Below are 20,602 nucleotides of genomic sequence, written 5' to 3'. Positions count from 1 at the left end.
GGAGTCGTTCCATGCGTAGCCCACTGATTGTCGCCACCCTTGGCCTTATGTTATTGGCCGATCTGGCCCAGGCGCACACCCTGGTTGCCACCAGTAACATGATCATCAACGCCACCCAACGCACACTCAATTTCACGTCCGACACCACCACGTCTATCCGTGATTCGAAAATCGTTCGTGAAGCCCATGACGATGCAGCCAGTTTCGTCGCCAGCGATGGCGAGATTCGTGGTGCGCACCTGGAAGCCGCCCTCAACACATTGCGCACCCGCGTACCGGAAGCTCGGGACGCCAGTGATCAGGTACTCGCCGAAGCCATCCTCGCACTGTGAGGTCGCTAGGTGCCTGGCTATTGGCCGGGGTCGTATTGCTACTCGGCAATACGGCCCAGGCCGGCCTGCAATTACGGCTCAAGACCGAAGGGTTAAGTCCCGCGCAACAGCAAGCCAGTCAGGCGCTGCTTGATGAAGCCATGCAGGCGTTGCCGCCGCGGTTCATCGAGCAACTCGACCGGCGCATTGACGTCGGCTGGACCGATGACATGCCGAGCAACGCCTACGGCCAGGCGTCGTTGGTGTCCGAGCTCGATCTCAATCGCAACCTGCTTGCCAGCCTCACCGACGGCAGCGCTGCAACCAAAAAGACTTATCGCCCCCACGGCACCGTCCGCCGTGAAATGCTGTCCACGGTGCTGCACGAACTGACCCACATTTATGACCGCTCGCGTCTCTGGGCAGCCACCGAGCGCGCGTTGATCCAGCGCTGCACCCGGCGTAATAACAGTTCAGGGCTAATCGGCATTCCGGATGAATGCCGTGGCCAATCCTCCCGACGCTTTACCCTCAGTGATGACCCGCGCCTGCTCGACCTCGCTGGCTGGCCGCAATACGTCGGCCGTCGCGGCGAACGCGAACAGCACAACCGACAGATCGCGCGCAGCCCGGACATCTACGAAACGAGCAGTCCCAAAGAGTTCGTCGCGGTCAACATGGAGTATTTCCTCCTCGACCCGAGCTACGCCTGTCGCCGCCCTGCGCTGTACCGCTACTACAAAGAACATTTCGGCTGGGCACCCGCCGCCAAAGACACCTGCGGCAAATCCTTCGCCTTCCTCAACGCCGGCAATGACTTCGCCAAACAGCCCTTGGGTCAGGTCGATCCGGAACGGGTGTATGCCGTGGATTATCTGCTGGCCGAAGCCAACCAGAACTGGGTCAGCCGCTGGGGCCACAGCATGTTGCGCCTGGTGATTTGTGCTCCCGGCCGACCACGCGGGCCGGATTGCCGGCTGGATCTGGATCAACACCTGGTGTTGTCTTATCGCGCCTTCGTCGGTGACGTACAGCTGTCGAGCTGGGATGGACTGGTCGGCAAATACCCGTCGCGCCTGTTCGTCCTGCCACTGGCCCAAGTGATCGACGAGTACACCAAGACCGAACTGCGCAGCCTCGCCTCGGTGCCGCTGAATTTGTCGCGCAACGAGATTGAAGACGTGGTGGAACACGCCGCCGAGATGCACTGGAGCTACGACGGCAATTACTTCTTCCTGTCCAACAACTGCGCAGTGGAAGGTTTGAAGTTGCTACGCAGCGGCACCAACAACGCGAAACTGGTCGGGCTGGACAACATCATGCCCAACGGCTTGCTGGAAGTACTCAAGGGACGCGGACTGGCGGATACCAGCGTGCTGGATGATCCTCGCGAAGCACTGCGCCTGGGCTACCGCTTCGACTCCTTCCGCGATCGCTATCAAGCGATGTTCGAAGTGCTGAAGAAGCACTTGCCGATCAAACAGGACAAGGTCGAAGACTGGCTGGCATTGAAGGCTGAAGAACGTCGCAAATGGATTGATCAGGCTGACTTACGCACCAGCGCGGCTTTGCTGCTACTGGAGCAGGCAGCTTTCCGACAACAACTGGTGCTGGCGCAAGACGAAGTGAAGCAACGCTATCTCGGCGCTCGGGAATTGAAGAACGGCGGCATGGACAAGGCCAACGCGACGTTGCAGCAGATTCTCGCCAACAGCGGCTTCCTCAGCCGGCCGGCAGAGCTGCTCGGCACCGGCGGTTATGGATTGCCGCAACCCAGCGAATGGCAACGCCTGGAATCGGAAAGCAGCCTGCGGCAGAAGCAGCTTCAGGCATTGACCGGTGATCTGGACAAGGAAGTGAGAGCGTTGCTCGAGCCGAGCCGTGCAGCGGAGATGGCCGCCAATGAAGCCAACCTGAAGCAGATTGGCGAGCATTTGCGCAAATTGCATAAAGCGGCGGGCGGGTTGGAATTGCCGTAGTGAATGCAGCCCCCTGTAGGAGCTGGCTTGCCAGCGATGGTCCTTAACGATAACGCGTGCTTCCCGGCTAAACGCGGCGATCTCGAGTCCATCGCGAGCGAGCTCGCTCCTACAACTTCATCACGTCAAAGTCCTCACGGCACCTACAGCAAAAAGGGCTTCAGAACGTAGTCCTGGAGCCCTCGGTCTTGCTGTCTAGTCTTTGCCGCGAGGCTCTGATTCCTCTGTATCAGGAACTTTACCTTCAGCTGACGCGGGCCTGGCGCACGCCATCGGCCAGCGCCGCGCAGAGACTCAATACGCCATCAACCGCCTGATCCGGCGTCGAGGCGTTGGCGATGTGATCGATCAACGCCGACCCCACCACCACACCGTCGGCCAGACGCGCGATAGCCGCCGCTTGCTCCGGCGTGCGAATACCGAAACCGATGCTGATCGGCAGATCGGTGTGGCGACGCAGACGCGCAACCGCCTCTTCAACGTGCTCCAGCGTCGCCGCGCCGGCACCGGTCACACCGGCAACAGACACGTAGTAAACGAAACCGGAGCTGCCGTTCAGAACCGTCGGCAGGCGCACATCATCGGTTGTCGGGGTGGTCAGACGGATGAAGTCCAGACCGGCAGCCTGGGCGGGGTCGCACAGTTCGCCGTTATGCTCGGGCGGCAGGTCGACCACGATCAGACCATCCACGCCGGCCTCTTTGGCGTCGGCGATAAAGCGGGGCACGCCGTACATGTGGATCGGGTTGAAGTAACCCATCAGCACCAGCGGCGTTTCGCTATTGCCTTCGCGGAACTCACGAACCATTTGCAGGGTTTTCGTCAGGTTCTGTTTGGCACCCAGTGCGCGGATGTTGGCCAGCTGGATCGCCGGGCCGTCGGCCATTGGATCGGTGAAGGGCATGCCCAGCTCGATCACGTCGGCGCCAGCACCGGGCAAGCCTTTGAGGATCGCCAGCGAAGTGTCATAGCTCGGGTCGCCGGCGGTGACGAAGGTCACCAGGGCGGCGCGGTTTTGTTCCTTGAGTTCGGCAAAACGCGTTTGCAGGCGGCTCATCAGTGTTTCTCCTGCTGGGATTGTTCCATGTGGTGCATCACGGTTTGCATGTCTTTGTCGCCACGGCCGGACAGGTTGACCACCATCAGGTGATCTTTCGGCAGGCTCGGTGCGCGTTTGAACACTTCGGCCAGGGCGTGGGCGCTTTCCAATGCAGGAATAATCCCTTCCAGACGGCAGCATTTATGGAATGCGTCGAGGGCTTCGTCGTCGGTCACCGAGGTGTATTGAACGCGACCGATGTCATGCAACCAGGCGTGTTCCGGGCCGATGCCAGGATAATCGAGACCGGCGGAGATCGAGTGAGCGTCGATGATCTGGCCGTCGTCGTCCTGCAGCAGGAAGGTCCGGTTACCGTGCAACACACCCGGTACGCCGCCGTTCAGGCTGGCGGCGTGCTTGCCGGTTTCGATGCCGTGACCGGCTGCTTCAACACCGATGATCTCGACGCTTTTGTCGTCAAGGAACGGATGGAACAGGCCCATGGCGTTGGAACCGCCACCGATGCACGCCACCAGGCTGTCGGGCAGACGGCCTTCCTGGGCTTGCAACTGGTCGCGGGTTTCCTTGCCGATGACGGCCTGGAAGTCGCGAACCATCGCCGGATAAGGGTGCGGGCCGGCCACGGTGCCGATCAAGTAGAAAGTGCTGTCGACGTTGGTCACCCAGTCACGCAGGGCTTCGTTCATCGCATCTTTCAAGGTGCCGGTGCCGGCGACCACCGGGATCACTTCGGCGCCCAGCAGCTTCATGCGGAATACGTTGGCTTGCTGACGCTCGATGTCGGTGGTGCCCATGTAGATCACGCAGTCGAGGCCAAAACGCGCGGCGACGGTGGCGGTCGCCACGCCGTGCATGCCGGCGCCGGTCTCGGCGATGATGCGTTTCTTGCCCATGCGCCGAGCCAGCAGGATCTGGCCAATGCAGTTGTTGATCTTGTGCGCGCCGGTGTGGTTCAGCTCTTCACGCTTCAGATAAATCTTCGCGCCGCCGCAGAACTCGGTCAGACGTTCGGCGTAATACAGCGGGCTCGGACGTCCGACGTAGTCGCGCTGGAAGTAGGCCAATTCTTCTTTGAACGCCGGATCTTCCTTGGCCGTTTCGTATTCACGGGCCAGATCGAGGATCAACGGCATCAGGGTTTCGGCGACGTAACGGCCACCGAACGCGCCAAACAGGCCGTTGGCGTCGGGGCCGTTGCGCAGATTAGTCTGGGTCATGGGTCGCTCCGGTGTATGCGTGAAATGACAATGGGCTTAACTCTACCCCTGACGCCTTGAGCTGAAAACCGATAAGATCGCCGCAACCTGTCAGGAAAACTCACAGATCCCATGAGTCATGACCTTCCTCCGCTGAATGCCCTTCGTGCCTTCGAAGCCACTGCCCGCTTGAATAGCGTCAGTCAGGCCGCCGAACAGCTGCACGTCACTCATGGCGCGGTCAGCCGGCAACTGAAAGTGCTCGAAGAACATCTCGGCGTGAGTCTGTTCATCAAGGATGGACGCGGCCTTAAACTCACAGATGCCGGCGTGCGATTACGCGACGCCAGCGGTGAAGCGTTCGAACGATTGCGCACAGTCTGTGCCGAATTGACACAAAGCACTGCCGACGCACCGTTCGTGCTCGGTTGCTCGGGGAGTCTGCTGGCGCGCTGGTTCATTCCACGTCTGGGCCGGTTGAATGCGGACTTGCCGGACCTGCGCCTGCACCTGTCGGCCGGAGAAGGCGATCTCGATCCTCGTCGTCCGGGGCTGGACGCGTTACTGGTGTTTGCCGAGCCGCCATGGCCAGCGGACATGCAGGTCTACGAATTGGCCAGCGAACGCATCGGTCCGGTCATGAGCCCCCGCTTCACCGGTTACGAACGGCTCAAAACAGCTCGGGAAAATGCCCTGTTGAACGAGCCGTTGTTGCACACTACCTCACGTCCGCAGGCCTGGCCAAGCTGGGCGCAGCAAAGCGGCCTCGACGCCAATGCGTTGAAGTACGGGCAGGGTTTCGAGCATTTGTATTATTTGCTGGAAGCAGCGGTGGCCGGGCTGGGTGTGGCGATTGCCCCTGAACCGCTGGTGGCCGAGGACTTGAAAGCCGGTCGCCTGGTCGCACCGTGGGGCTTCAGTGAAACCCCGGCGCAACTGGCATTGTGGCTCCCCAAGCGCGCCGCGGACGGGCGCGCTCGGCAACTGGCGCAGTGGCTCAAAAACGAGCTGCGCCAGACGGATTAGTCACCGCGTTTGAACAGCAGGTAAGCCGCAAGCAGACCCAGCGCCCCGACAGCAACACCGGCTGTAGTCCAAGGGTGTTCCTGGGCGTAGTCCCGAGTGGCAATCCCGGTTTCACGGGTTTTGACTTTGACTTCTTCGTACGCATCGCTGAGCAGATGACGCGAATGTTTCAGCGCGCTCTCGGCGTTGATTTTCAAGGCCTTGAGGGTTTTACGCGACTCGTCCGAAGTGTCGTCCTTCAGGTTTTCCAAAGACTTCAGCAGACTCTCGATCTCGGCTTCCATGCTTTGCAATGAGGCTTTACGTAAAGAGGTGTTGGCCATGGTGGCTCTCCTGCACTGGTGATGAGTGGCGTGTGTTGGTTGGGACTTCAGGGGTTCGAGAAAGTGCAGTAAATCTGAACTTCTGCGTCGGACAGGCCGACAGAAGTAAGACGAAAAATCACTGCTAGGCTGTATTTCACACCCCGAGGAGAACGCCCATGACTGACCATCACACTTATAAGAAAGTCGAGCTTGTCGGCTCATCCACCAGCAGCATTGAAGACGCCATCAACAACGCGCTGGCCGAAGCCAACAAGAGCATCAAGTACATGGAATGGTTCGAAGTGACCGAAACCCGCGGGCACATAAAGGATGGCAAGGCTGCACACTTCCAGGTGACGCTCAAAGTCGGGTTCCGGATTGCCAGCAGCTGAGTTTGAGCTAGTCTTCTGAACTTGCGCGCTGGCCGAGTGCCATAGGGAATGGCAAAGCGCTACATGAGTGCATCCGGCGGATGGCTGGATGCTCCCTTTGATCCGACCAGGGAATGCGACCGATGAAGAAGTTTATGTTGGCGGTAGGTTTGTTGAGCCTTGCGGGCACAGCGTTTGCTGACGGCAAGTCGTGTGAAGAACTGAAAGCCGAAATCGCAGCGAAACTCGATGCCAAGGGCGTTGCTGGTTATTCGCTGGAGATCGTGGATAAAGGCGCTGCTGCTGGCGGGAAAGTCGTCGGCACCTGTGAAAAGGGCACCAAGGTAATCGTCTACACGAAGTAGGCGGGGTCCTGCGCAAATCAAAAAGCCGACGCATGGCGTCGGCTTTTTTGTGCGCGCAAATAATTGTAGGAGCGAGCTTGCTCCGGGCGGCGTTCCGACGATGGTCGTGAACGAAAACGCGTAAAAACAAATGCCCCGTGGCGGCCTTGAGTTTTTCGCGAGCAAGCTCGCTCCTACAGAAATGCGGTGTAACTCAGCGTCAGCCTTTCATGACCTGCGCCAGCAGCTCATAGGAGTGCACGCGATCGGCATGTTCATACAGGTCGCAGGTAAAAATCAGTTCGTCTGCCTGGGTCTGCTCGATCAACACCTCCAGCTTGGCGCGGATTTTCTGCGGGCTGCCGACCATCGCCAACCCCAGGAAATCATGGACCGCGTCTTTCTCATGGGGCAGCCACAGGCCATCCATTGTTTTCACCGGCGGACGTTGCACCAGGCTTTGGCCACGCATCAACGCGAGGATGCGCTGATAAACCGACGTTGCCAGATATTCGGCCTGCTCGTCGGTGTCAGCCGCTACCAGCGGAACGCCAAGCATCACGTAAGGCTTATCCAATACCGCTGAAGGCTTGAAGTGATTGCGATAGACGCGAATCGCCTCATGCATAAAACGCGGTGCGAAATGGGAAGCGAAGGCGTAGGGCAAACCGCGCTCACCCGCCAGTTGCGCACTGAACAGGCTCGAACCCAGCAACCAGACCGGAACATTGGTGCCGGTGCCCGGCATCGCGATGATCCGTTGGTCCGGCGTGCGTGGGCCGAGGTAGCGCACCAGCTCCGCCACATCTTCAGGGAAATCGTCGGCGCTGCCGGAGCGCTCACGGCGCAGGGCGCGGGCGGTCATCTGATCAGAACCGGGGGCGCGTCCAAGGCCCAGATCGATCCGGCCCGGGTAAAGGCTTTCGAGGGTGCCGAACTGCTCGGCGATCACCAACGGCGCGTGGTTGGGCAACATCACGCCACCCGATCCGACCCGAATGGTGGACGTGCCGCCGGCCAGATAGCCAAGCAACACCGAGGTCGCCGAACTGGCGATGCCGTCCATGTTGTGGTGCTCGGCGACCCAGAAACGGTTGTAGCCGAATTTTTCGACGTGTTGCGCCAGGTCCAGAGAGTTACGCAGCGACTGGGCTGCGCTGCCGTTCTCGCGCACGGGCACCAGATCAAGGGTCGAGAACTTGATATCGGACAGTCGTTTCATAAACCTGCTTCTCCAATTGAGGGCGCAGGTTTTTTCTTGTAAACGAAAACCTGCCGAATCCATAAGCGTGTTTCATGCAATGAGGGCATATACCCGAGTTTCAATAGCGAGGGCAAAAAAACCTACGAAAACGGTAGGACTAAATCAGATCAGGTGAACTTTGCACCTCCGTCTATCCTCAGAACCCTAGCAACCGAAAACCACGAAGGCGCGACACTTCGCGCCGGATCCTGAGGAGGCAGACATGGCTATTACCAAGAAAGCATCGGCGCATTGGGAAGGTGATCTGAAGACCGGCATCGGCTCGATTTCCACGGAAACCGGTGTTCTCAGAGAAGCGCCCTACGGTTTCAAGGCCCGTTTCGAAGGCGGTAAAGGTACCAATCCGGAAGAGCTGATCGGCGCGGCCCACGCGGGCTGTTTCTCCATGGCGTTCTCAATGATTCTCGGGGACGCCGGTCTCAAGGCTGACAGCATCGATACCAATGCCGAGGTCACACTGGACCAGGTGGACGGCGGGTTCGCGATCACTGCGGTGAAATTGATCCTCAAGGCAAAAATCCCTGGGGCGACTCAGGCGCAGTTCGAGGAGCTGAGCAACAAAGCCAAAGAAGGCTGCCCGGTGTCGAAAGTGCTGAATGCGAAGATCAGTCTGGATGCCACACTGGTCAGCTAGATTTGTGTTGAAAACAAAAGATCGCAGCCTTCGGCAGCTCCTACAGATTGACTCAACCGCTGTAGGAGCTGCCGCAGGCTGCGATCTTTTTTGTGCGCAAACAAAACCCGACTGGCGAAACTGTGGTCGAATAAATGACAGCAGCGTAAACGCATCAACATGCGTGCTGCCTCGACGGAGCTTCAACCATGAAACGGTTTGCCTTTGCGGTTATCTGTTGCGCGCTGGCCACATCGGCCCTCGCGGCACCGAAATCCTGTGAAGAACTCAAGGCCGAGATCGAAGCCAAGATTCAGGCCAATAACGTCTCGTCCTACACCCTGGAAATCGTCACCAACGACGAAGTACATGATCAGAACATGGTCGTGGGCTCGTGCGAAAACGGCACAAAAAAAATCATCTACCAGAAGAACGACCGCTGATCCGCCTCACATGAGGCAATAGGACTCTCGGTCTTCAGCGACGATTTCCCGTTTGGCGTTGTACAACCGAGCGCCGGGAGTGAACGCTATCGAACGGCCTTCCAGCACATAACGCTGGCCTGCTTCGAAATGATCGTAGTTGATGGTCAGGTAGCACAACCGTTCCGAGGGACCGTTCATTACACCCAAGCCCCCGCCGCCGGGCACTTCAAAGTCGAATCGAACGATCAGCTCATGACTGCCGGGCGTCACCTGGAAAAAACGCCCATCGCGCAATCGCTGGTTGTCCAGTCGTTCCGCCATCAGCAACTTATCGTTGGGGAATGGCGTCGAAAATTCGACCCAGGCCATCTGTGGATTGACCGCCGGTAACGGGCTTTGGCAACCGGCGAACGCGCCTGCCGCGAGCAATAGCAACAACCTGCGCATGATGAATGTCCCGAGGATTGGGTCATTCAGCATAACGCCGATCAGGTGCGTTGGCAGCCTGCCGGTGTGCCCCGGCCTATCACTTTTCGCTGTTGATCATAGAGCTTGGCCCACGGCCGAAAACCGATATTCCCTGCTTGCAGCTGATATTTCTCACCCGCGTTGAAGCTGTTGAATTTCACATTCAGTTGGCAATCACGCCACAGCGGCGCGGCGGCGGGCCCGATGTTGCTCGGCTCGACCGGGAACTGATAACGCACCGTCAACTCATGGCTACCGGGCTGAACCTCGAAATAGCGCTTGTCGGTGGAGGCCTTGTCATCGACTTCCAGCGCTTGCAGCGCGGTGTCTTCCTGCTGCGAATCGAGATCGATCCACGCTTGAGACGGGTCGTGGTGGGGTAATCCGAATCCTGCACAGCCTGTCAGCATCAACAGGCCTCCCGTCAGCATCATCTTGCGCATAGCGGAGCTCCAGTCAGGCGGGATAGTCTTGCGGGCAGACTCTCCAGGGATGATTTTATTTTGATCAGGCCGCTTCCAAGCCTTGGATTACTTGATCGCGTTTTGCGCGTTTTGTTTCCGGGTGTGTTGTTTTTGTTGCTCCATGGTTGCGCCAGCGTCAGCTATTACGGCCAATTGGCCAGTGGTCAGCTGCAATTGCTGCGGGCTCGGGAACCGGTTTCCGACGTGATTGCCGATCCTGCTCGCGATCAGAAGCTGCGTGCGCATCTGGCCAAGTCACAGCAGGCGCGAACCTTCGCCAGCCAGGAGCTGCATCTGCCGGATAACCAGAGCTACCGTCTGTACGCTGACATTGGCCGACCGTTCGTAGTCTGGAACGTGTTCGCCACGCCGGAATTTTCCCTCACGCCGCAAAACCATTGTTTCCCCGTCGCCGGTTGCGTGGCCTACCGCGGCTATTACAGCCAGAGCGCGGCCCGTGGCGAAGCAGCATTGCTGCGATTGCAAGGTATGGACGTGTCGATCGGCGGTGTCGAGGCTTATTCGACGCTCGGCTGGTTCAACGATCCGATCATCAGTTCGATGATAGGTTGGGGAGATGAGCGGTTGGCCACCTTGATCTTCCATGAGCTGGCGCACCAGCGCATTTATGTGAAGGACGACACCGAATTCAACGAGTCTTTTGCCACATTCGTGGAGCAGGAAGGCACTCGGCAGTGGCGTGCGCATCGCGGATTGGCGCCGGACAATGGCGCTCAGGCGCAGCGGCGGGATCAGTTTATTCAGTTGGTTTTGGACACCCGCACGCGGCTTGAACGGCTTTACGTTCAGCCGCTACCAACCGGGCAGATGAGGCAACGCAAAGCCGCTGAGTTCGAGCGGCTACGAGTTGAATACCGACAGTTACGCGACAGCCAATGGGCCGGAGACAAACGCTATGACACCTGGATCAACGCCCCGATGAACAATGCCCGGTTGTTGCCGTTTGGGTTGTATGACCAATGGGTGCCAGCGTTTGCGGCGTTGTTCAGACAGGAGGGCGGGGATTGGGTGGCGTTTTATGCGGCGGTAGAAAAGCTTGGCGCGTTACCGGTGGGTGAGCGAAAAGCGGCTTTGAAAGCGTTGGCGGAATCGAAAATTATCGGCGATTGAACGGGCCTCTTCGCGGGCAAGCCCGCTCCCACATTGGATTTGCGGTATACAGAAATCCCTGTGGGAGCGGGCTTGCTCGCGAAGGCGATTCAACTAGCGCTGCAAAAACGCCTGATGCATCTCATCCAGCGTTTCAAAGTGATACGTCGGCGCTTCTGCGCTCAGCTCTTCCCGGCTGCCAAAACCATAACCCACCGCCGCCGCATCCAGTCCGTTACTGCGCGCGCCGATCAGGTCGTGTTTGCGGTCGCCAATCATCAGGGTGTTGGCCGGGTCCAGGTTTTCTTCGGCCATCAGGTGGGCAATCAGCTCGACCTTGTTGGTCCGTGTGCCATCCAGTTCGCTGCCGTAAATGACGTTGAAGTGTTTGGCAAAGTCGAAGTGCCGGGCGATTTCCCGGGCGAAGATCCACGGCTTGGAGGTCGCGATGTATAGCTGACGCCCTTGCCCGCCGAGGGTTTCCAGCAGCGGTGTAACGCCATCGAACACGCGGTTTTCATACAGGCCGGTGACCTTGAAGCGCTCGCGATAGAAGTTCACCGCCTCCCAGGCTTTGGGTTCGTCGAAGTCGTAAAACTGCATGAACGCCTGCAACAACGGCGGGCCGATAAAGTGTTCGAGTTTGGTCAGGTCGGGTTCATCGATCCCCAGTTTGCTCAGGGCGAACTGGATCGAGCGGGTGATGCCCTCGCGCGGGTCGGTCAGGGTGCCATCTAGGTCGAACAAAACAGTCTGGTAATGCATGAAAATTCCTGAGCAAGTGCGACGCTTTCCGTTACCAAAGGCTTAGAGCTGGTCGTAGCCTTCAGCCAGATGCAGATCCTTGAGCTTCACGTAATTCGCCGCACTGTAGGTGAAAAAGGCTTGTTCCTTGTCAGTCAGCGGGCGGATCTGTTTCACCGGGCTGCCGACATACAGAAAGCCGCTTGCCAGGCGTTTGCCTGGCGGCACCAGGCTGCCGGCGCCGATGATCACATCGTCTTCGACCACCGCGCCGTCCATGACGATGCTGCCCATGCCGATCAGCACCCGGCTGCCCACGCTGCACCCATGAAGCATGACTTTATGCGCGATGGTCACATCGTCGCCGATCAGTAACGGAAAGCCATCGGGGTTGAACGGCCCGGCATGGGTGATGTGCAGCACACAACCATCCTGAACGCTGGTGCGCACGCCAATACGGATGCGGTGCATGTCGCCGCGGATCACCGTCAACGGCCAGACGGAGCTGTCATCGCCGATTTCGACGTCGCCGATCACCACCGCCGAGCTGTCGACAAAAGCGCCTTTGCCCAGCAGTGGCGTGTGGTTCTGATACTTGCGAAGGGTCACGATAGGGTTTCTCTCTGTTGCCGATAGCTGCGGTGAGCGTCGATTGTAATTAAGATGGCCGCATGTTTCTTCCAGCCAAGGTGCCAACCGTGAGCGTGAACAACCCTCTTCTGCAGTCCTACGACCTGCCGCCGTTCTCGGCGATCCGTGCCGAACACGTGCAGCCGGCCATTGAACAGATCCTGGCTGACAACCGCGCCGCGATTATCGAGATCCTCAAAACCCAGGGCAAACAACCGACCTGGGCCGGCCTGGTGCTGGCGATGGACGAACTCAACGATCGTCTGGGCGCTGCCTGGAGCCCGGTCAGCCACCTGAATGCCGTGTGCAACAGCGCCGAATTGCGCGAAGCCTACGAGTCCTGCTTGCCTGCCTTGAGCGCCTACTCCACCGAACTGGGTCAGAACCGCGAATTGTTCGAGGCCTTCGAAGCCCTGTCCAATAGCCCGGAAGCTGCCGGTTTCGATGTGGCGCAGAAAACTATCCTGGAACACGCCCTGCGTGACTTCCGTCTGTCGGGTATCGACCTGTCTGAAGCCGAGCAAAAACGTTACGCCGAAGTGCAGAGCAAATTGTCGGAGCTGGGCAGCCGCTTCTCCAACCAGTTGCTCGACGCCACTCAAGCCTGGACCAAGCACGTTACCGACGAAGCCACCCTCGCCGGCCTGACCGATTCGGCCAAGGCGCAAATGGCCGCCGCCGCGCAGGCCAAGGGTCTGGAAGGCTTCCTGATCACCCTGGAATTCCCGAGCTACTACGCGGTGATGACCTACGCCCACGATCGTGCCTTGCGCGAAGAAGTCTACGCCGCCTACTGCACCCGCGCGTCGGACCAAGGTCCGAATGCCGGTCAGAACGATAACGGCCCGGTGATGGAAGACATCCTCGATCTGCGTCAGGAGCTCGCCAAGCTGCTCGGCTTCGGCAGTTTCTCGGAGCTGAGCCTGGCCACCAAAATGGCTGAATCCAGCGATCAGGTACTGAGTTTCCTGCGCGATCTGGCCAAGCGCAGCAAGCCGTTCGCCGCCCAGGATCTGGCACAGCTCAAGGCCTACGCCGCCGAACAAGGCTGCCCGGACCTGCAAAGCTGGGACAGCGGTTTCTACGGTGAAAAACTCCGCGAACAACGTTACAGCGTTGCCCAGGAAGCCCTGCGCGCCTACTTCCCGATCGATAAAGTGTTGAGCGGTCTGTTCGCCATCGTTCAACGTCTGTACGGCATCGAGATCGCCGAACAAAAGGGTTTCGACACCTGGCACCCGGACGTTCGCCTGTTCGAGATCAGGGAAAACGGCCAGCACGTCGGCCGCTTCTTCTTCGACCTTTATGCCCGCGCCAATAAGCGCGGCGGCGCCTGGATGGACGGCGCCCGCGACCGTCGTCGCACCGCTGAAGGCTCGCTGCAAAACCCGGTGGCCAATCTGGTGTGCAATTTCACCCCGGCCGACAGCGGCAAGCCTGCGCTGCTGACTCACGACGAAGTGACCACCCTGTTCCACGAATTCGGTCACGGCCTGCATCACCTGCTGACCCGCGTCGAACACGCTGGCGTATCCGGCATCAACGGCGTGGCCTGGGATGCGGTCGAGCTGCCAAGTCAGTTCATGGAAAACTGGTGCTGGGAGCCGGAAGGTCTGGCGCTGATCTCCGGTCATTACGAAACCGGTGAGCCACTGCCCCAGGATCTGCTGGAAAAAATGCTCGCGGCGAAGAACTTCCAGTCCGGCCTGATGATGGTTCGTCAGCTGGAATTCTCGTTGTTCGACTTCGAACTGCATGCCACCCACGGCGATGGCCGCAGCGTGCTGCAAGTGCTCGAAGGCGTGCGCGACGAGGTCTCGGTCATGCGCCCGCCGGCTTACAACCGCTTCCCGAACAGCTTCGCGCACATTTTCGCCGGTGGTTACGCCGCGGGTTACTACAGCTACAAATGGGCAGAAGTGCTGTCCGCCGACGCGTTTTCGAAGTTCGAAGAGGACGGCGTGCTCAATGCCGAAACCGGTCGCGCATTCCGCGAAGCGATCCTGGCGCGCGGCGGTTCTCAGGAGCCGATGGTGCTGTTCGTCGACTTCCGTGGCCGTGCCCCGTCGATTGACGCACTCTTGCGCCACAGCGGCTTGAGTGAGGACGCAGCAGCATGAGTGAGGGGCCTGTGAAGACGAAAAAACGCTTCATCGCCGGGGCGGTCTGCCCGGCGTGCAGCGAGCCGGACAAGTTGATGATGTGGAACGAAGACGACGTCCCGCACCGCGAGTGCGTGGCCTGCGGGTATTCGGACACGTTGAATGAACAAGGCCTGTCCGTACCCAAGGAATTGGGTACGCGGGTCAATACCTCTGCGCTGAAGGTGCCGGACGCCAAGGTTCAGGCCGTACAGTTTTTCCCGAACCCGAAGCTGAAGAAAAAGCCTGACGAACACTAAGTGCAGCAATCACCTTCCGCAGCGCAATGCTGTGGAAGGTGCTGTTACTCGACATGGGCTGATTTGAACCAGCTTTTCATCGAGCACGCGGCGAAAGGGCTCGTGCTGCACTCCCCGTTGACCAGCGCAGTGCGCAGTTTGTCGGCATCGGCCTGCATCATGTAACGAACACCGTCCCTGAAGTGGGTGCTGTCACCAAAGCCACCTTGAGTCATCTCGCTCAGGGCGTCTTCCTTGCTCCATCCCTGCACGACTACCCGGTACATGGCGGCCATCAGGCCGGTGCGGTCCGAGCCGTGTTTGCAGTGCATCAGCACCGGGCCTTTGGCTTCGGCGCTCTGAATGGCACGAAGGGCCGTGAGAACTTGCGCATCATCCACGTGATTGGTGCGGTAGGGCAGTTGAACCTGTTCGATACCGGGTGTGGCCAGCCAGCTTGAATCGGACTCGGGCAGGAAGCTGATCACCGTTGCGACCTTGAGTTGTGCCAGCAGGGGGACGGCTCCGCGGTCGGGTAATGCGCTGCGGTAGAGGGTCGGGGACATCTGGAAAAGGTTGTACTGAACCTCGACCGGTTGAGCCCACTGCGCAGGACGAGGCACGACCGTCTCGTCAGCGTGAGCGAACGTCAGGTTGAACAGCGCAACCAGCGACAGACACATCGCAGGGATAAGGCGTGGGAACATGCTCGGCGACCGTATTGAGAGGCGGGGGTGACGACGCCAGATTGAGCGTTGAACAGTCAAAGCTCCGTGAGCCCTCTGTCAAAGAATCGTGAATCAGCGCCCTTTGAATTTGTGCTATTCAACAATATCTACGACGGCTGATTCGGCTCACCACTCACAACTAAACCTGCATGAATATCCACACAGGCTTAGTTGACAAACAGACTTACGGATTGACGATACTGGAATAAGCTTTTGCCAAAGCCAGCAGCTTTTCCTTGTCATCATTATCGATATCGCCGTCACCGTCCACATCGCTATTGACTGCTTTGATGCTGAAGGAACGGCCTCCATCATCCGAGATCGCGGTCACGTAGACGGAGTCCACAAGTGCCTCCGTCGGCTCTTGGTTTACGGGGTCCCAACCCGCCTCTTTGCGAGCAAGTTGCATGGAAACTTGCGCCTCTCGCGGGTTGGTAATACTGGGAGCCAACAATTGTAGAAAGATACCGCGCTGATTAAAGAACGACATTTATTAATTCCTTTTAATGAGTAATTCACGAAGACTTCGTGTGCCGCGAATAGTACTTACATGATTTACTTTCAGGCTAACCGTTATATGTTTCCCGGCATTGCGCAAAGTTGCACGTTCCGATTAATCCATCGTCAAAAAAGCAGGCATCCCCCACCAGAGCGCCGAACGGCACTGGCCGGTTCGCCCGACCTCCGATACTGTATGAACATACAGCCACGAGTATTGATCGATGAGCACTCCCTTGCCACCCCGCGGCCGCGGCACCGCCACCAACCCGCACAACCGCTTCGCCCCGAACCGCTCGGTGGCGGAGGACGATGGCTGGTATCAGGAAGCGCCGATGACCCAGGGCACCGAGGTGCGCATCGAGACCGCGAAAACCATCATCACCCGCAACAACTCGCCGGACCTGCCCTTCGATCGTTCGATCAATCCCTACCGCGGCTGCGAGCACGGCTGCATCTATTGCTATGCACGGCCCAGCCACGCTTATTGGGACATGTCACCCGGGCTGGATTTCGAAACAAAACTGATTGCCAAGACCAATGCCGCCGACGTGCTGGAGGAACAGCTGTCCAAACGCGGCTATCAATGCGCACCGATCAACCTGGGCTCCAACACCGATCCGTACCAGCCCATCGAACGCGAACACAAGATCACCCGCAAAACCCTGGAAGTGCTGCTGCGTTATCGTCATCCGGTGACGATCATCACCAAGGGCTCGCTGATTCTGCGTGACCTGGACCTGTTGGCCGAACTCGCGGAACAACGGCTGGTGGCGGTGATGATCAGCCTCACCACCCTGGACGATGAACTCAAACGCATCCTCGAACCGCGTGCCGCAGCGCCCAAGGCCCGTCTACGGGCGATCCGTGTGATGCGTGAAGCCGGGATTCCGGTGGGTGTGCTGTGTTCGCCGATGATTCCGATGATCAACGATAGCGAGCTCGAAAGCCTGCTGACCGAGGCGCAAGCGGCCGGCGCGCAAAGTGCGGCCTACATGATGCTGCGCTTGCCACTGGAAGTGGCGCCGTTGTTCGAGGAGTGGCTGGCGGCCCACTATCCGCAACGTGCCGCTCATGTGTTGAGCCTGATCCGCCAGAGCCGCGGCGGTGAGCTCTACGACAGTCGGTTTGGCAGCCGGATGCGTGGCGAAGGTCCATTTGCCGACCTGCTGGCGCAACGGTTTGCCAAAACCATCAAACGCCTGGGGCTCAATCGCCGGGAAGGTTTCAATCTGGACTGCGACGCCTTCTGTCCTCCGGGTCGCCAGATGTCGTTGATTTGAGGACAATGGGCCTATGTTGAGAAGTAGGAAACGTGCGGTATATTTAGGCCGGTCACAATTTTTGTGACCTTGAACACACGTTCTAGAGCGGTTGATTCAGTTTGAGTTAAGTTTCGGCAGCTACCTTGTTCATCGAGTGACTGACGGGCCGAGATTTTTCGCCTGGACGTTTTTTAAACAGCCACTGGCTTCACACCGGACAAAACGGGAAAATTCCCTGACTCCGCCAATGAGGATGAATTCATGAGTGACAAGGATAAACAGCCGTTGGCTGCGTCGGCTCCAGCCCAACCCGAGGTGGAAACCGCCGATGCAGCGTTGAAACATATTGTTGACGGCTTTTTGCATTTTCATCATGAGATCTTTCCGCAGCAGGAAGAACTCTTCAAAAAACTCGCCACGGCCCAACAGCCACGGGCGATGTTCATTACCTGCGCCGACTCGCGCATCGTGCCCGAACTGATCACCCACAGTTCGCCTGGCGATCTTTTCGTGACCCGCAACGTTGGCAACGTCGTACCGCCTTACGGTCAGATGAACGGTGGCGTTTCCACTGCCATCGAGTACGCGGTGCTGGCGCTCGGCGTGCAACACATCATCATCTGCGGCCACTCCGATTGTGGCGCGATGCGGGCGGTGCTCAATCCCGCCAGCCTCGAAAAGATGCCCACGGTCAAAGCCTGGCTGCGGCATGCGGAAGTCGCGAAAACCATGGTGCAGGACAACTGCAACTGCACCGACGAAAACGAGAGCATGCACATCCTCACCGAAGAGAATGTCATCGCCCAATTGCAGCACTTGCGTACTCATCCCTCGGTAGCCTCGCGCATGGCGAACGGTCATCTGTTCATCCATGGCTGGGTCTACGACATCAAAACCAGCGAAATCAAAGCTTACGACGCGGATCAGGCTTGTTTCCTGCCCCTCGATGGCAGCCATCCGATTCCGGTGGCGACGCCCAAAGCGCGCTTCTAGATCTTCCTAAAAATCTGTGTGGTTTAACGCCGGCCGCTGTCTCAGCGGTCCGGCCTTGCCATGCCTGAAGAAAACTTCGGGAGAAACACCATGCGTGCTGCGCAACTCAAAGCTGTTCTGCCACGGGAGTTACTGGCTTCAGTGGTCGTGTTTCTGGTCGCCCTGCCCTTGTGCATGGGCATCGCCATTGCTTCGGGATTACCACCTGCCAAAGGCCTGATCACCGGGATCATCGGTGGTCTGGTCGTGGGCTGGCTCGCGGGTTCTCCACTGCAAGTCAGCGGTCCGGCCGCGGGTTTGGCCGTTCTGGTGTTCGAACTGGTGCGCCAGCACGGCATCGCCATGCTCGGGCCGATTCTGCTGCTGGCGGGTTTTCTGCAATTGGTCGCCGGACGTTTGAAGCTGGGCTGCTGGTTTCGGGTAACAGCGCCGGCGGTGGTTTACGGCATGCTCGCCGGGATTGGCGTACTGATCGTGTTGTCACAGGTGCATGTGATGCTCGACGCCGTACCCAAACCGTCGGGGTTGGATAACCTGGCGGCCTTTCCGGCTGCCGTGGCGCAAGCCTTGCCTTCTTTTGGTTGGCAGGCCGGTCTGCTCGGGCTCGCAACGATAGCGGTGATGTACCTGTGGGAAAAACTCCGCCCACATTCCCTGCGCTTTGTTCCAGGAGCGTTACTGGGCGTAGGTCTGGCGACTGTCGCCAGCCTGATGCTCGCCTTGCAGGTTAAACGCGTGGAAGTCCCGGCCAACCTGGTGGAAGCCATCGACTGGCTGAAACCGACGGATTTGCTCAATCTCGCTGACCCGACCTTACTGATCGCCGCCTTCGCTGTCGCCTTCATCGCCAGTGCCGAAACCCTGCTGTCGGCCGCTGCGGTGGACCGCATGCACAACGGTCAACGCTCGGACTTCGATCGGGAACTGTCGGCTCAGGGTGTCGGCAACATGCTCTGCGGCCTGCTCGGTGCGCTACCGATGACCGGCGTGATCGTGCGCAGCTCGGCCAACGTGCAGGCCGGCGCCACCACACGAATGTCGACAATATTCCATGGCCTGTGGCTGCTGGCGTTCGTTTTGCTGTTGTCGAGCGTGCTGCAAAGCATTCCCGTGGCGAGCCTGGCGGGTGTGCTGGTTTACACCGGTTTCAAATTGGTGGATCTGAAAGCCTTTCGCGGTCTGGGCCGATACGGCCGGATGCCGATGTTCACCTACGCCGCAACGGCGTTGGCGATCATCTTTACCGACTTGCTGACGGGCGTGTTGATCGGCTTCGGTCTGACCTTGGCCAAGCTTGCGTGGAAAGCCTCGCGGTTGAAGATCAGCCTGATCGATCTGCCCAAGGACGGCGAAATGGAGTTGCGATTGATTGGGGCAGCGACCTTTCTCAAGGTGCCGGCGTTGACTCAGGTGCTGGGGACCATTCCCGCCGGTGCGACCGTGCACGTGCCGCTCAATAACCTGAGCTACATCGATCACTCGTGTCTGGAGTTACTTGAAGAATGGGGTCGAGCCAATGCGGCCAAGGGTTCGACGCTGTTGATTGAAGCACGGGGGTTGAAGCGCAGGCTTGAAGGGCGGTTGCGGACTACGTCCGGAGTGGGTTCTACGGCCTAATGTGGAAGCGGGCTTGCTCGCGAAAGCGGTGTGTCAGTCGACATCAATATTGATGATGGACCGCATTCGCGAGCAAGCCCGCTCCCACAGGGGTTCGGTTTCTTCAGTTGGATTATGCGGCGGGCTGATCCAGCTCCAGCCCTACGCCCAAACGGCGCGACATGCACGGCCAGCGCTTCCACGCAGCGCCGGTATCCGGGCTGCTGAGCTTCTCGCGGTAGGCTTCCACCGACTCCAGCGCAAAGCTTTCGTCGTCGAGCATCTCGTCCACGGCGTGATGCACCGCCTCATCCAGTTGGTTGGCAAATTCCTCACCGATCAGTTGGTGAGCAATCAGGTTGGCGACAGTCATGTCCAATGGGATCAGTGGCTGGCCCAAGTGCTTGATGTACAGGTCGTTGACCTCTTCGACAAACCGATGCGCCAGATAGGCTTCGTCCAATAGGCTGTCGAGCCCGATGTGACCCGCCATGATCGTCGGCGGCTGGAGGAAGTACTGTTCGGCAATTTTCAGCACCGGTTTGATCTGTGACTCGATACCCGCTTCCCTGGCGACTTCATTGGCTGCATCCAGCAGATCAGGAACTTCTTCGATGTAGGCGGCGACAAAACGCGTCAGCACGCCGTTGGCATCCGCCTCCGGCAATTGGATCGACGGATGCAGCTGAGGCAGTTTGCTTTCAAGCTGACGCGTCAAAAGGCCGGTCTCGGCCTCGTGTTGTTGGGCTTTTTGGATCTGCTCGCGCAATGCGGCGGTGTTCATGAAAACTCCAGGGAACAAGGCAGTGAAATAGGGAAGACATAACTTAGC

Annotated in this window: 24 protein-coding genes; 13 read left to right on the top strand and 11 right to left on the bottom strand. The window is 58.8% G+C overall.

Annotated features, from left to right (window positions below):
• Window positions 1–11: 11 nt before the first annotated feature.
• Together ACA073_RS00645 and ACA073_RS00640 are read left to right on the top strand one after the other, a co-directional pair.
• Window positions 12–332, top strand: a complete 321-nt coding sequence (locus ACA073_RS00645; RefSeq protein WP_497400853.1) for a DUF2388 domain-containing protein — start codon at window positions 12–14, stop codon at window positions 330–332.
• On the top strand, window positions 329–2,290 hold the full coding sequence (locus ACA073_RS00640; RefSeq protein ID WP_497400851.1) for a DUF7844 domain-containing protein: 1,962 nt from the start codon (window positions 329–331) through the stop codon (window positions 2,288–2,290). The genes ACA073_RS00645 and ACA073_RS00640 overlap by 4 nt, the downstream gene beginning before the upstream one ends.
• Before the next feature lie 244 nt (window positions 2,291–2,534).
• On the opposite strand, the gene trpA is transcribed toward ACA073_RS00640, so the two are convergent.
• Both trpA and trpB read right to left on the bottom strand, forming a co-directional pair.
• A complete protein-coding gene (trpA, locus tag ACA073_RS00635) occupies window positions 2,535–3,347 on the bottom strand; it encodes a tryptophan synthase subunit alpha (RefSeq protein ID WP_497400849.1) in 813 nt (270 codons plus the stop codon).
• On the bottom strand, window positions 3,347–4,567 hold the full coding sequence (gene trpB, locus ACA073_RS00630) for a tryptophan synthase subunit beta (protein ID WP_497400848.1): 1,221 nt from the start codon (window positions 4,565–4,567) through the stop codon (window positions 3,347–3,349). The genes trpA and trpB overlap by 1 nt, the downstream gene beginning before the upstream one ends.
• A gap of 111 nt (window positions 4,568–4,678) precedes the next feature.
• Between trpB and ACA073_RS00625 the strand changes: the two genes are divergently transcribed.
• Entirely contained in the window at window positions 4,679–5,572 is an 894-nt protein-coding gene (locus tag ACA073_RS00625; protein ID WP_497400847.1) for a LysR family transcriptional regulator, read from the top strand.
• On the opposite strand, the gene ACA073_RS00620 is transcribed toward ACA073_RS00625, so the two are convergent.
• A complete protein-coding gene (locus tag ACA073_RS00620; RefSeq protein WP_497400845.1) occupies window positions 5,569–5,895 on the bottom strand; it encodes an ElaB/YgaM/YqjD family protein in 327 nt (108 codons plus the stop codon). The two genes, ACA073_RS00625 and ACA073_RS00620, sit on opposite strands and share 4 nt — an antisense overlap.
• A 158-nt stretch (window positions 5,896–6,053) precedes the next feature.
• On the opposite strand from ACA073_RS00620, the gene ACA073_RS00615 reads away from it, so the two are divergent.
• Window positions 6,054–6,269, top strand: a complete 216-nt coding sequence (locus ACA073_RS00615) for a dodecin (protein ID WP_461952441.1) — start codon at window positions 6,054–6,056, stop codon at window positions 6,267–6,269.
• 122 nt (window positions 6,270–6,391) lie between these two features.
• Window positions 6,392–6,613 carry a DUF1161 domain-containing protein gene (locus tag ACA073_RS00610; protein WP_497400844.1) on the top strand — a complete coding sequence of 74 codons (222 nt, stop codon included), beginning with the start codon at window positions 6,392–6,394 and terminating at the stop codon, window positions 6,611–6,613.
• Between the two features lie 199 nt (window positions 6,614–6,812).
• Here ACA073_RS00610 and ACA073_RS00605 read toward each other — a convergent pair whose 3' ends face one another.
• Window positions 6,813–7,814: an LLM class flavin-dependent oxidoreductase gene (locus tag ACA073_RS00605; RefSeq protein ID WP_497400842.1), complete on the bottom strand. Its 1,002-nt coding sequence runs from the start codon at window positions 7,812–7,814 to the stop codon at window positions 6,813–6,815.
• A gap of 244 nt (window positions 7,815–8,058) precedes the next feature.
• On the opposite strand from ACA073_RS00605, the gene ACA073_RS00600 reads away from it, so the two are divergent.
• Both ACA073_RS00600 and ACA073_RS00595 read left to right on the top strand, forming a co-directional pair.
• Complete coding sequence (locus ACA073_RS00600) at window positions 8,059–8,490, top strand: OsmC family protein (protein WP_008152515.1); 432 nt, start codon at window positions 8,059–8,061, stop codon at window positions 8,488–8,490.
• A gap of 188 nt (window positions 8,491–8,678) precedes the next feature.
• Window positions 8,679–8,912, top strand: coding sequence for a DUF1161 domain-containing protein (locus ACA073_RS00595; RefSeq protein WP_497400840.1), 234 nt, complete (start codon window positions 8,679–8,681; stop codon window positions 8,910–8,912).
• 6 nt (window positions 8,913–8,918) lie between these two features.
• On the opposite strand, the gene ACA073_RS00590 is transcribed toward ACA073_RS00595, so the two are convergent.
• Both ACA073_RS00590 and ACA073_RS00585 read right to left on the bottom strand, forming a co-directional pair.
• Window positions 8,919–9,341 carry a PA0061/PA0062 family lipoprotein gene (locus ACA073_RS00590; RefSeq protein WP_497400838.1) on the bottom strand — a complete coding sequence of 141 codons (423 nt, stop codon included), beginning with the start codon at window positions 9,339–9,341 and terminating at the stop codon, window positions 8,919–8,921.
• Between the two features lie 41 nt (window positions 9,342–9,382).
• Window positions 9,383–9,805 carry a PA0061/PA0062 family lipoprotein gene (locus ACA073_RS00585; RefSeq protein WP_497400836.1) on the bottom strand — a complete coding sequence of 141 codons (423 nt, stop codon included), beginning with the start codon at window positions 9,803–9,805 and terminating at the stop codon, window positions 9,383–9,385.
• Window positions 9,806–9,865: 60 nt separating this feature from the next.
• Between ACA073_RS00585 and ACA073_RS00580 the strand changes: the two genes are divergently transcribed.
• The gene (locus tag ACA073_RS00580) at window positions 9,866–10,957 is read left to right on the top strand and encodes an aminopeptidase (protein WP_497400834.1); all 1,092 of its coding nucleotides are present in this window, start codon (window positions 9,866–9,868) and stop codon (window positions 10,955–10,957) included.
• Between the two features lie 93 nt (window positions 10,958–11,050).
• On the opposite strand, the gene ACA073_RS00575 is transcribed toward ACA073_RS00580, so the two are convergent.
• On the bottom strand, window positions 11,051–11,701 hold the full coding sequence (locus ACA073_RS00575) for an HAD family hydrolase (RefSeq protein ID WP_497400832.1): 651 nt from the start codon (window positions 11,699–11,701) through the stop codon (window positions 11,051–11,053).
• Between the two features lie 42 nt (window positions 11,702–11,743).
• Window positions 11,744–12,289: a gamma carbonic anhydrase family protein gene (locus ACA073_RS00570; RefSeq protein WP_497400830.1), complete on the bottom strand. Its 546-nt coding sequence runs from the start codon at window positions 12,287–12,289 to the stop codon at window positions 11,744–11,746.
• Window positions 12,290–12,378: 89 nt separating this feature from the next.
• Here ACA073_RS00570 and prlC point away from each other — a divergent pair, with 89 nt between their 5' ends.
• Both prlC and ACA073_RS00560 read left to right on the top strand, forming a co-directional pair.
• A complete protein-coding gene (gene prlC / locus ACA073_RS00565) occupies window positions 12,379–14,430 on the top strand; it encodes an oligopeptidase A (RefSeq protein WP_497400828.1) in 2,052 nt (683 codons plus the stop codon).
• Window positions 14,427–14,711, top strand: a complete 285-nt coding sequence (locus tag ACA073_RS00560) for a YheV family putative zinc ribbon protein (RefSeq protein ID WP_497400826.1) — start codon at window positions 14,427–14,429, stop codon at window positions 14,709–14,711. Before prlC ends, ACA073_RS00560 begins: the two co-directional genes overlap by 4 nt.
• A 44-nt stretch (window positions 14,712–14,755) precedes the next feature.
• On the opposite strand, the gene ACA073_RS00555 is transcribed toward ACA073_RS00560, so the two are convergent.
• Window positions 14,756–15,397: a phosphatase domain-containing protein gene (locus tag ACA073_RS00555; RefSeq protein WP_497400824.1), complete on the bottom strand. Its 642-nt coding sequence runs from the start codon at window positions 15,395–15,397 to the stop codon at window positions 14,756–14,758.
• Between the two features lie 205 nt (window positions 15,398–15,602).
• Window positions 15,603–15,908, bottom strand: a complete 306-nt coding sequence (locus ACA073_RS00550; protein WP_497400822.1) for a hypothetical protein — start codon at window positions 15,906–15,908, stop codon at window positions 15,603–15,605.
• Window positions 15,909–16,140: 232 nt separating this feature from the next.
• Here ACA073_RS00550 and ACA073_RS00545 point away from each other — a divergent pair, with 232 nt between their 5' ends.
• From ACA073_RS00545 to ACA073_RS00535, 3 genes are all read left to right on the top strand, one after another.
• Window positions 16,141–17,199, top strand: a complete 1,059-nt coding sequence (locus ACA073_RS00545; RefSeq protein WP_497400820.1) for a PA0069 family radical SAM protein — start codon at window positions 16,141–16,143, stop codon at window positions 17,197–17,199.
• A gap of 243 nt (window positions 17,200–17,442) precedes the next feature.
• Entirely contained in the window at window positions 17,443–18,174 is a 732-nt protein-coding gene (locus tag ACA073_RS00540) for a carbonic anhydrase (RefSeq protein ID WP_497400818.1), read from the top strand.
• Window positions 18,175–18,264: 90 nt separating this feature from the next.
• Window positions 18,265–19,791: a SulP family inorganic anion transporter gene (locus ACA073_RS00535; protein ID WP_497400816.1), complete on the top strand. Its 1,527-nt coding sequence runs from the start codon at window positions 18,265–18,267 to the stop codon at window positions 19,789–19,791.
• Window positions 19,792–19,903: 112 nt separating this feature from the next.
• Here the strand turns inward: ACA073_RS00535 and ACA073_RS00530 are convergent, their stop codons facing one another.
• On the bottom strand, window positions 19,904–20,554 hold the full coding sequence (locus ACA073_RS00530) for a hypothetical protein (protein WP_497400814.1): 651 nt from the start codon (window positions 20,552–20,554) through the stop codon (window positions 19,904–19,906).
• Between the last annotated feature and the right edge of the window lie 48 nt (window positions 20,555–20,602).

It is taken from the genome of Pseudomonas sp. LBUM1670, assembly GCF_059695695.1.
This window is presented reverse-complemented; position numbering and strand designations above follow the sequence as displayed.

What these genes read in the sequence shown, in the direction of transcription:
- ACA073_RS00610 (WP_497400844.1), top strand. Translation starts at nt 6,392, where the DNA reads ATGAAGAAGTTTATGTTGGCGGTAGGTTTGTTGAGCCTTGCGGGCACA.
- ACA073_RS00615 (WP_461952441.1), top strand. Translation starts at nt 6,054, where the DNA reads ATGACTGACCATCACACTTATAAGAAAGTCGAGCTTGTCGGCTCATCC.
- ACA073_RS00540 (WP_497400818.1), top strand. Translation starts at nt 17,443, where the DNA reads ATGAGTGACAAGGATAAACAGCCGTTGGCTGCGTCGGCTCCAGCCCAA.
- ACA073_RS00605 (WP_497400842.1), bottom strand. Translation starts at nt 7,814, where the DNA reads ATGAAACGACTGTCCGATATCAAGTTCTCGACCCTTGATCTGGTGCCC.
- ACA073_RS00595 (WP_497400840.1), top strand. Translation starts at nt 8,679, where the DNA reads ATGAAACGGTTTGCCTTTGCGGTTATCTGTTGCGCGCTGGCCACATCG.
- ACA073_RS00590 (WP_497400838.1), bottom strand. Translation starts at nt 9,341, where the DNA reads ATGCGCAGGTTGTTGCTATTGCTCGCGGCAGGCGCGTTCGCCGGTTGC.
- ACA073_RS00530 (WP_497400814.1), bottom strand. Translation starts at nt 20,554, where the DNA reads ATGAACACCGCCGCATTGCGCGAGCAGATCCAAAAAGCCCAACAACAC.
- ACA073_RS00560 (WP_497400826.1), top strand. Translation starts at nt 14,427, where the DNA reads ATGAGTGAGGGGCCTGTGAAGACGAAAAAACGCTTCATCGCCGGGGCG.
- ACA073_RS00535 (WP_497400816.1), top strand. Translation starts at nt 18,265, where the DNA reads ATGCGTGCTGCGCAACTCAAAGCTGTTCTGCCACGGGAGTTACTGGCT.
- ACA073_RS00550 (WP_497400822.1), bottom strand. Translation starts at nt 15,908, where the DNA reads ATGTCGTTCTTTAATCAGCGCGGTATCTTTCTACAATTGTTGGCTCCC.
- ACA073_RS00625 (WP_497400847.1), top strand. Translation starts at nt 4,679, where the DNA reads ATGAGTCATGACCTTCCTCCGCTGAATGCCCTTCGTGCCTTCGAAGCC.
- ACA073_RS00600 (WP_008152515.1), top strand. Translation starts at nt 8,059, where the DNA reads ATGGCTATTACCAAGAAAGCATCGGCGCATTGGGAAGGTGATCTGAAG.
- ACA073_RS00555 (WP_497400824.1), bottom strand. Translation starts at nt 15,397, where the DNA reads ATGTTCCCACGCCTTATCCCTGCGATGTGTCTGTCGCTGGTTGCGCTG.
- ACA073_RS00620 (WP_497400845.1), bottom strand. Translation starts at nt 5,895, where the DNA reads ATGGCCAACACCTCTTTACGTAAAGCCTCATTGCAAAGCATGGAAGCC.
- trpB (WP_497400848.1), bottom strand. Translation starts at nt 4,567, where the DNA reads ATGACCCAGACTAATCTGCGCAACGGCCCCGACGCCAACGGCCTGTTT.
- ACA073_RS00645 (WP_497400853.1), top strand. Translation starts at nt 12, where the DNA reads ATGCGTAGCCCACTGATTGTCGCCACCCTTGGCCTTATGTTATTGGCC.
- ACA073_RS00585 (WP_497400836.1), bottom strand. Translation starts at nt 9,805, where the DNA reads ATGCGCAAGATGATGCTGACGGGAGGCCTGTTGATGCTGACAGGCTGT.
- ACA073_RS00575 (WP_497400832.1), bottom strand. Translation starts at nt 11,701, where the DNA reads ATGCATTACCAGACTGTTTTGTTCGACCTAGATGGCACCCTGACCGAC.
- ACA073_RS00545 (WP_497400820.1), top strand. Translation starts at nt 16,141, where the DNA reads ATGAGCACTCCCTTGCCACCCCGCGGCCGCGGCACCGCCACCAACCCG.
- trpA (WP_497400849.1), bottom strand. Translation starts at nt 3,347, where the DNA reads ATGAGCCGCCTGCAAACGCGTTTTGCCGAACTCAAGGAACAAAACCGC.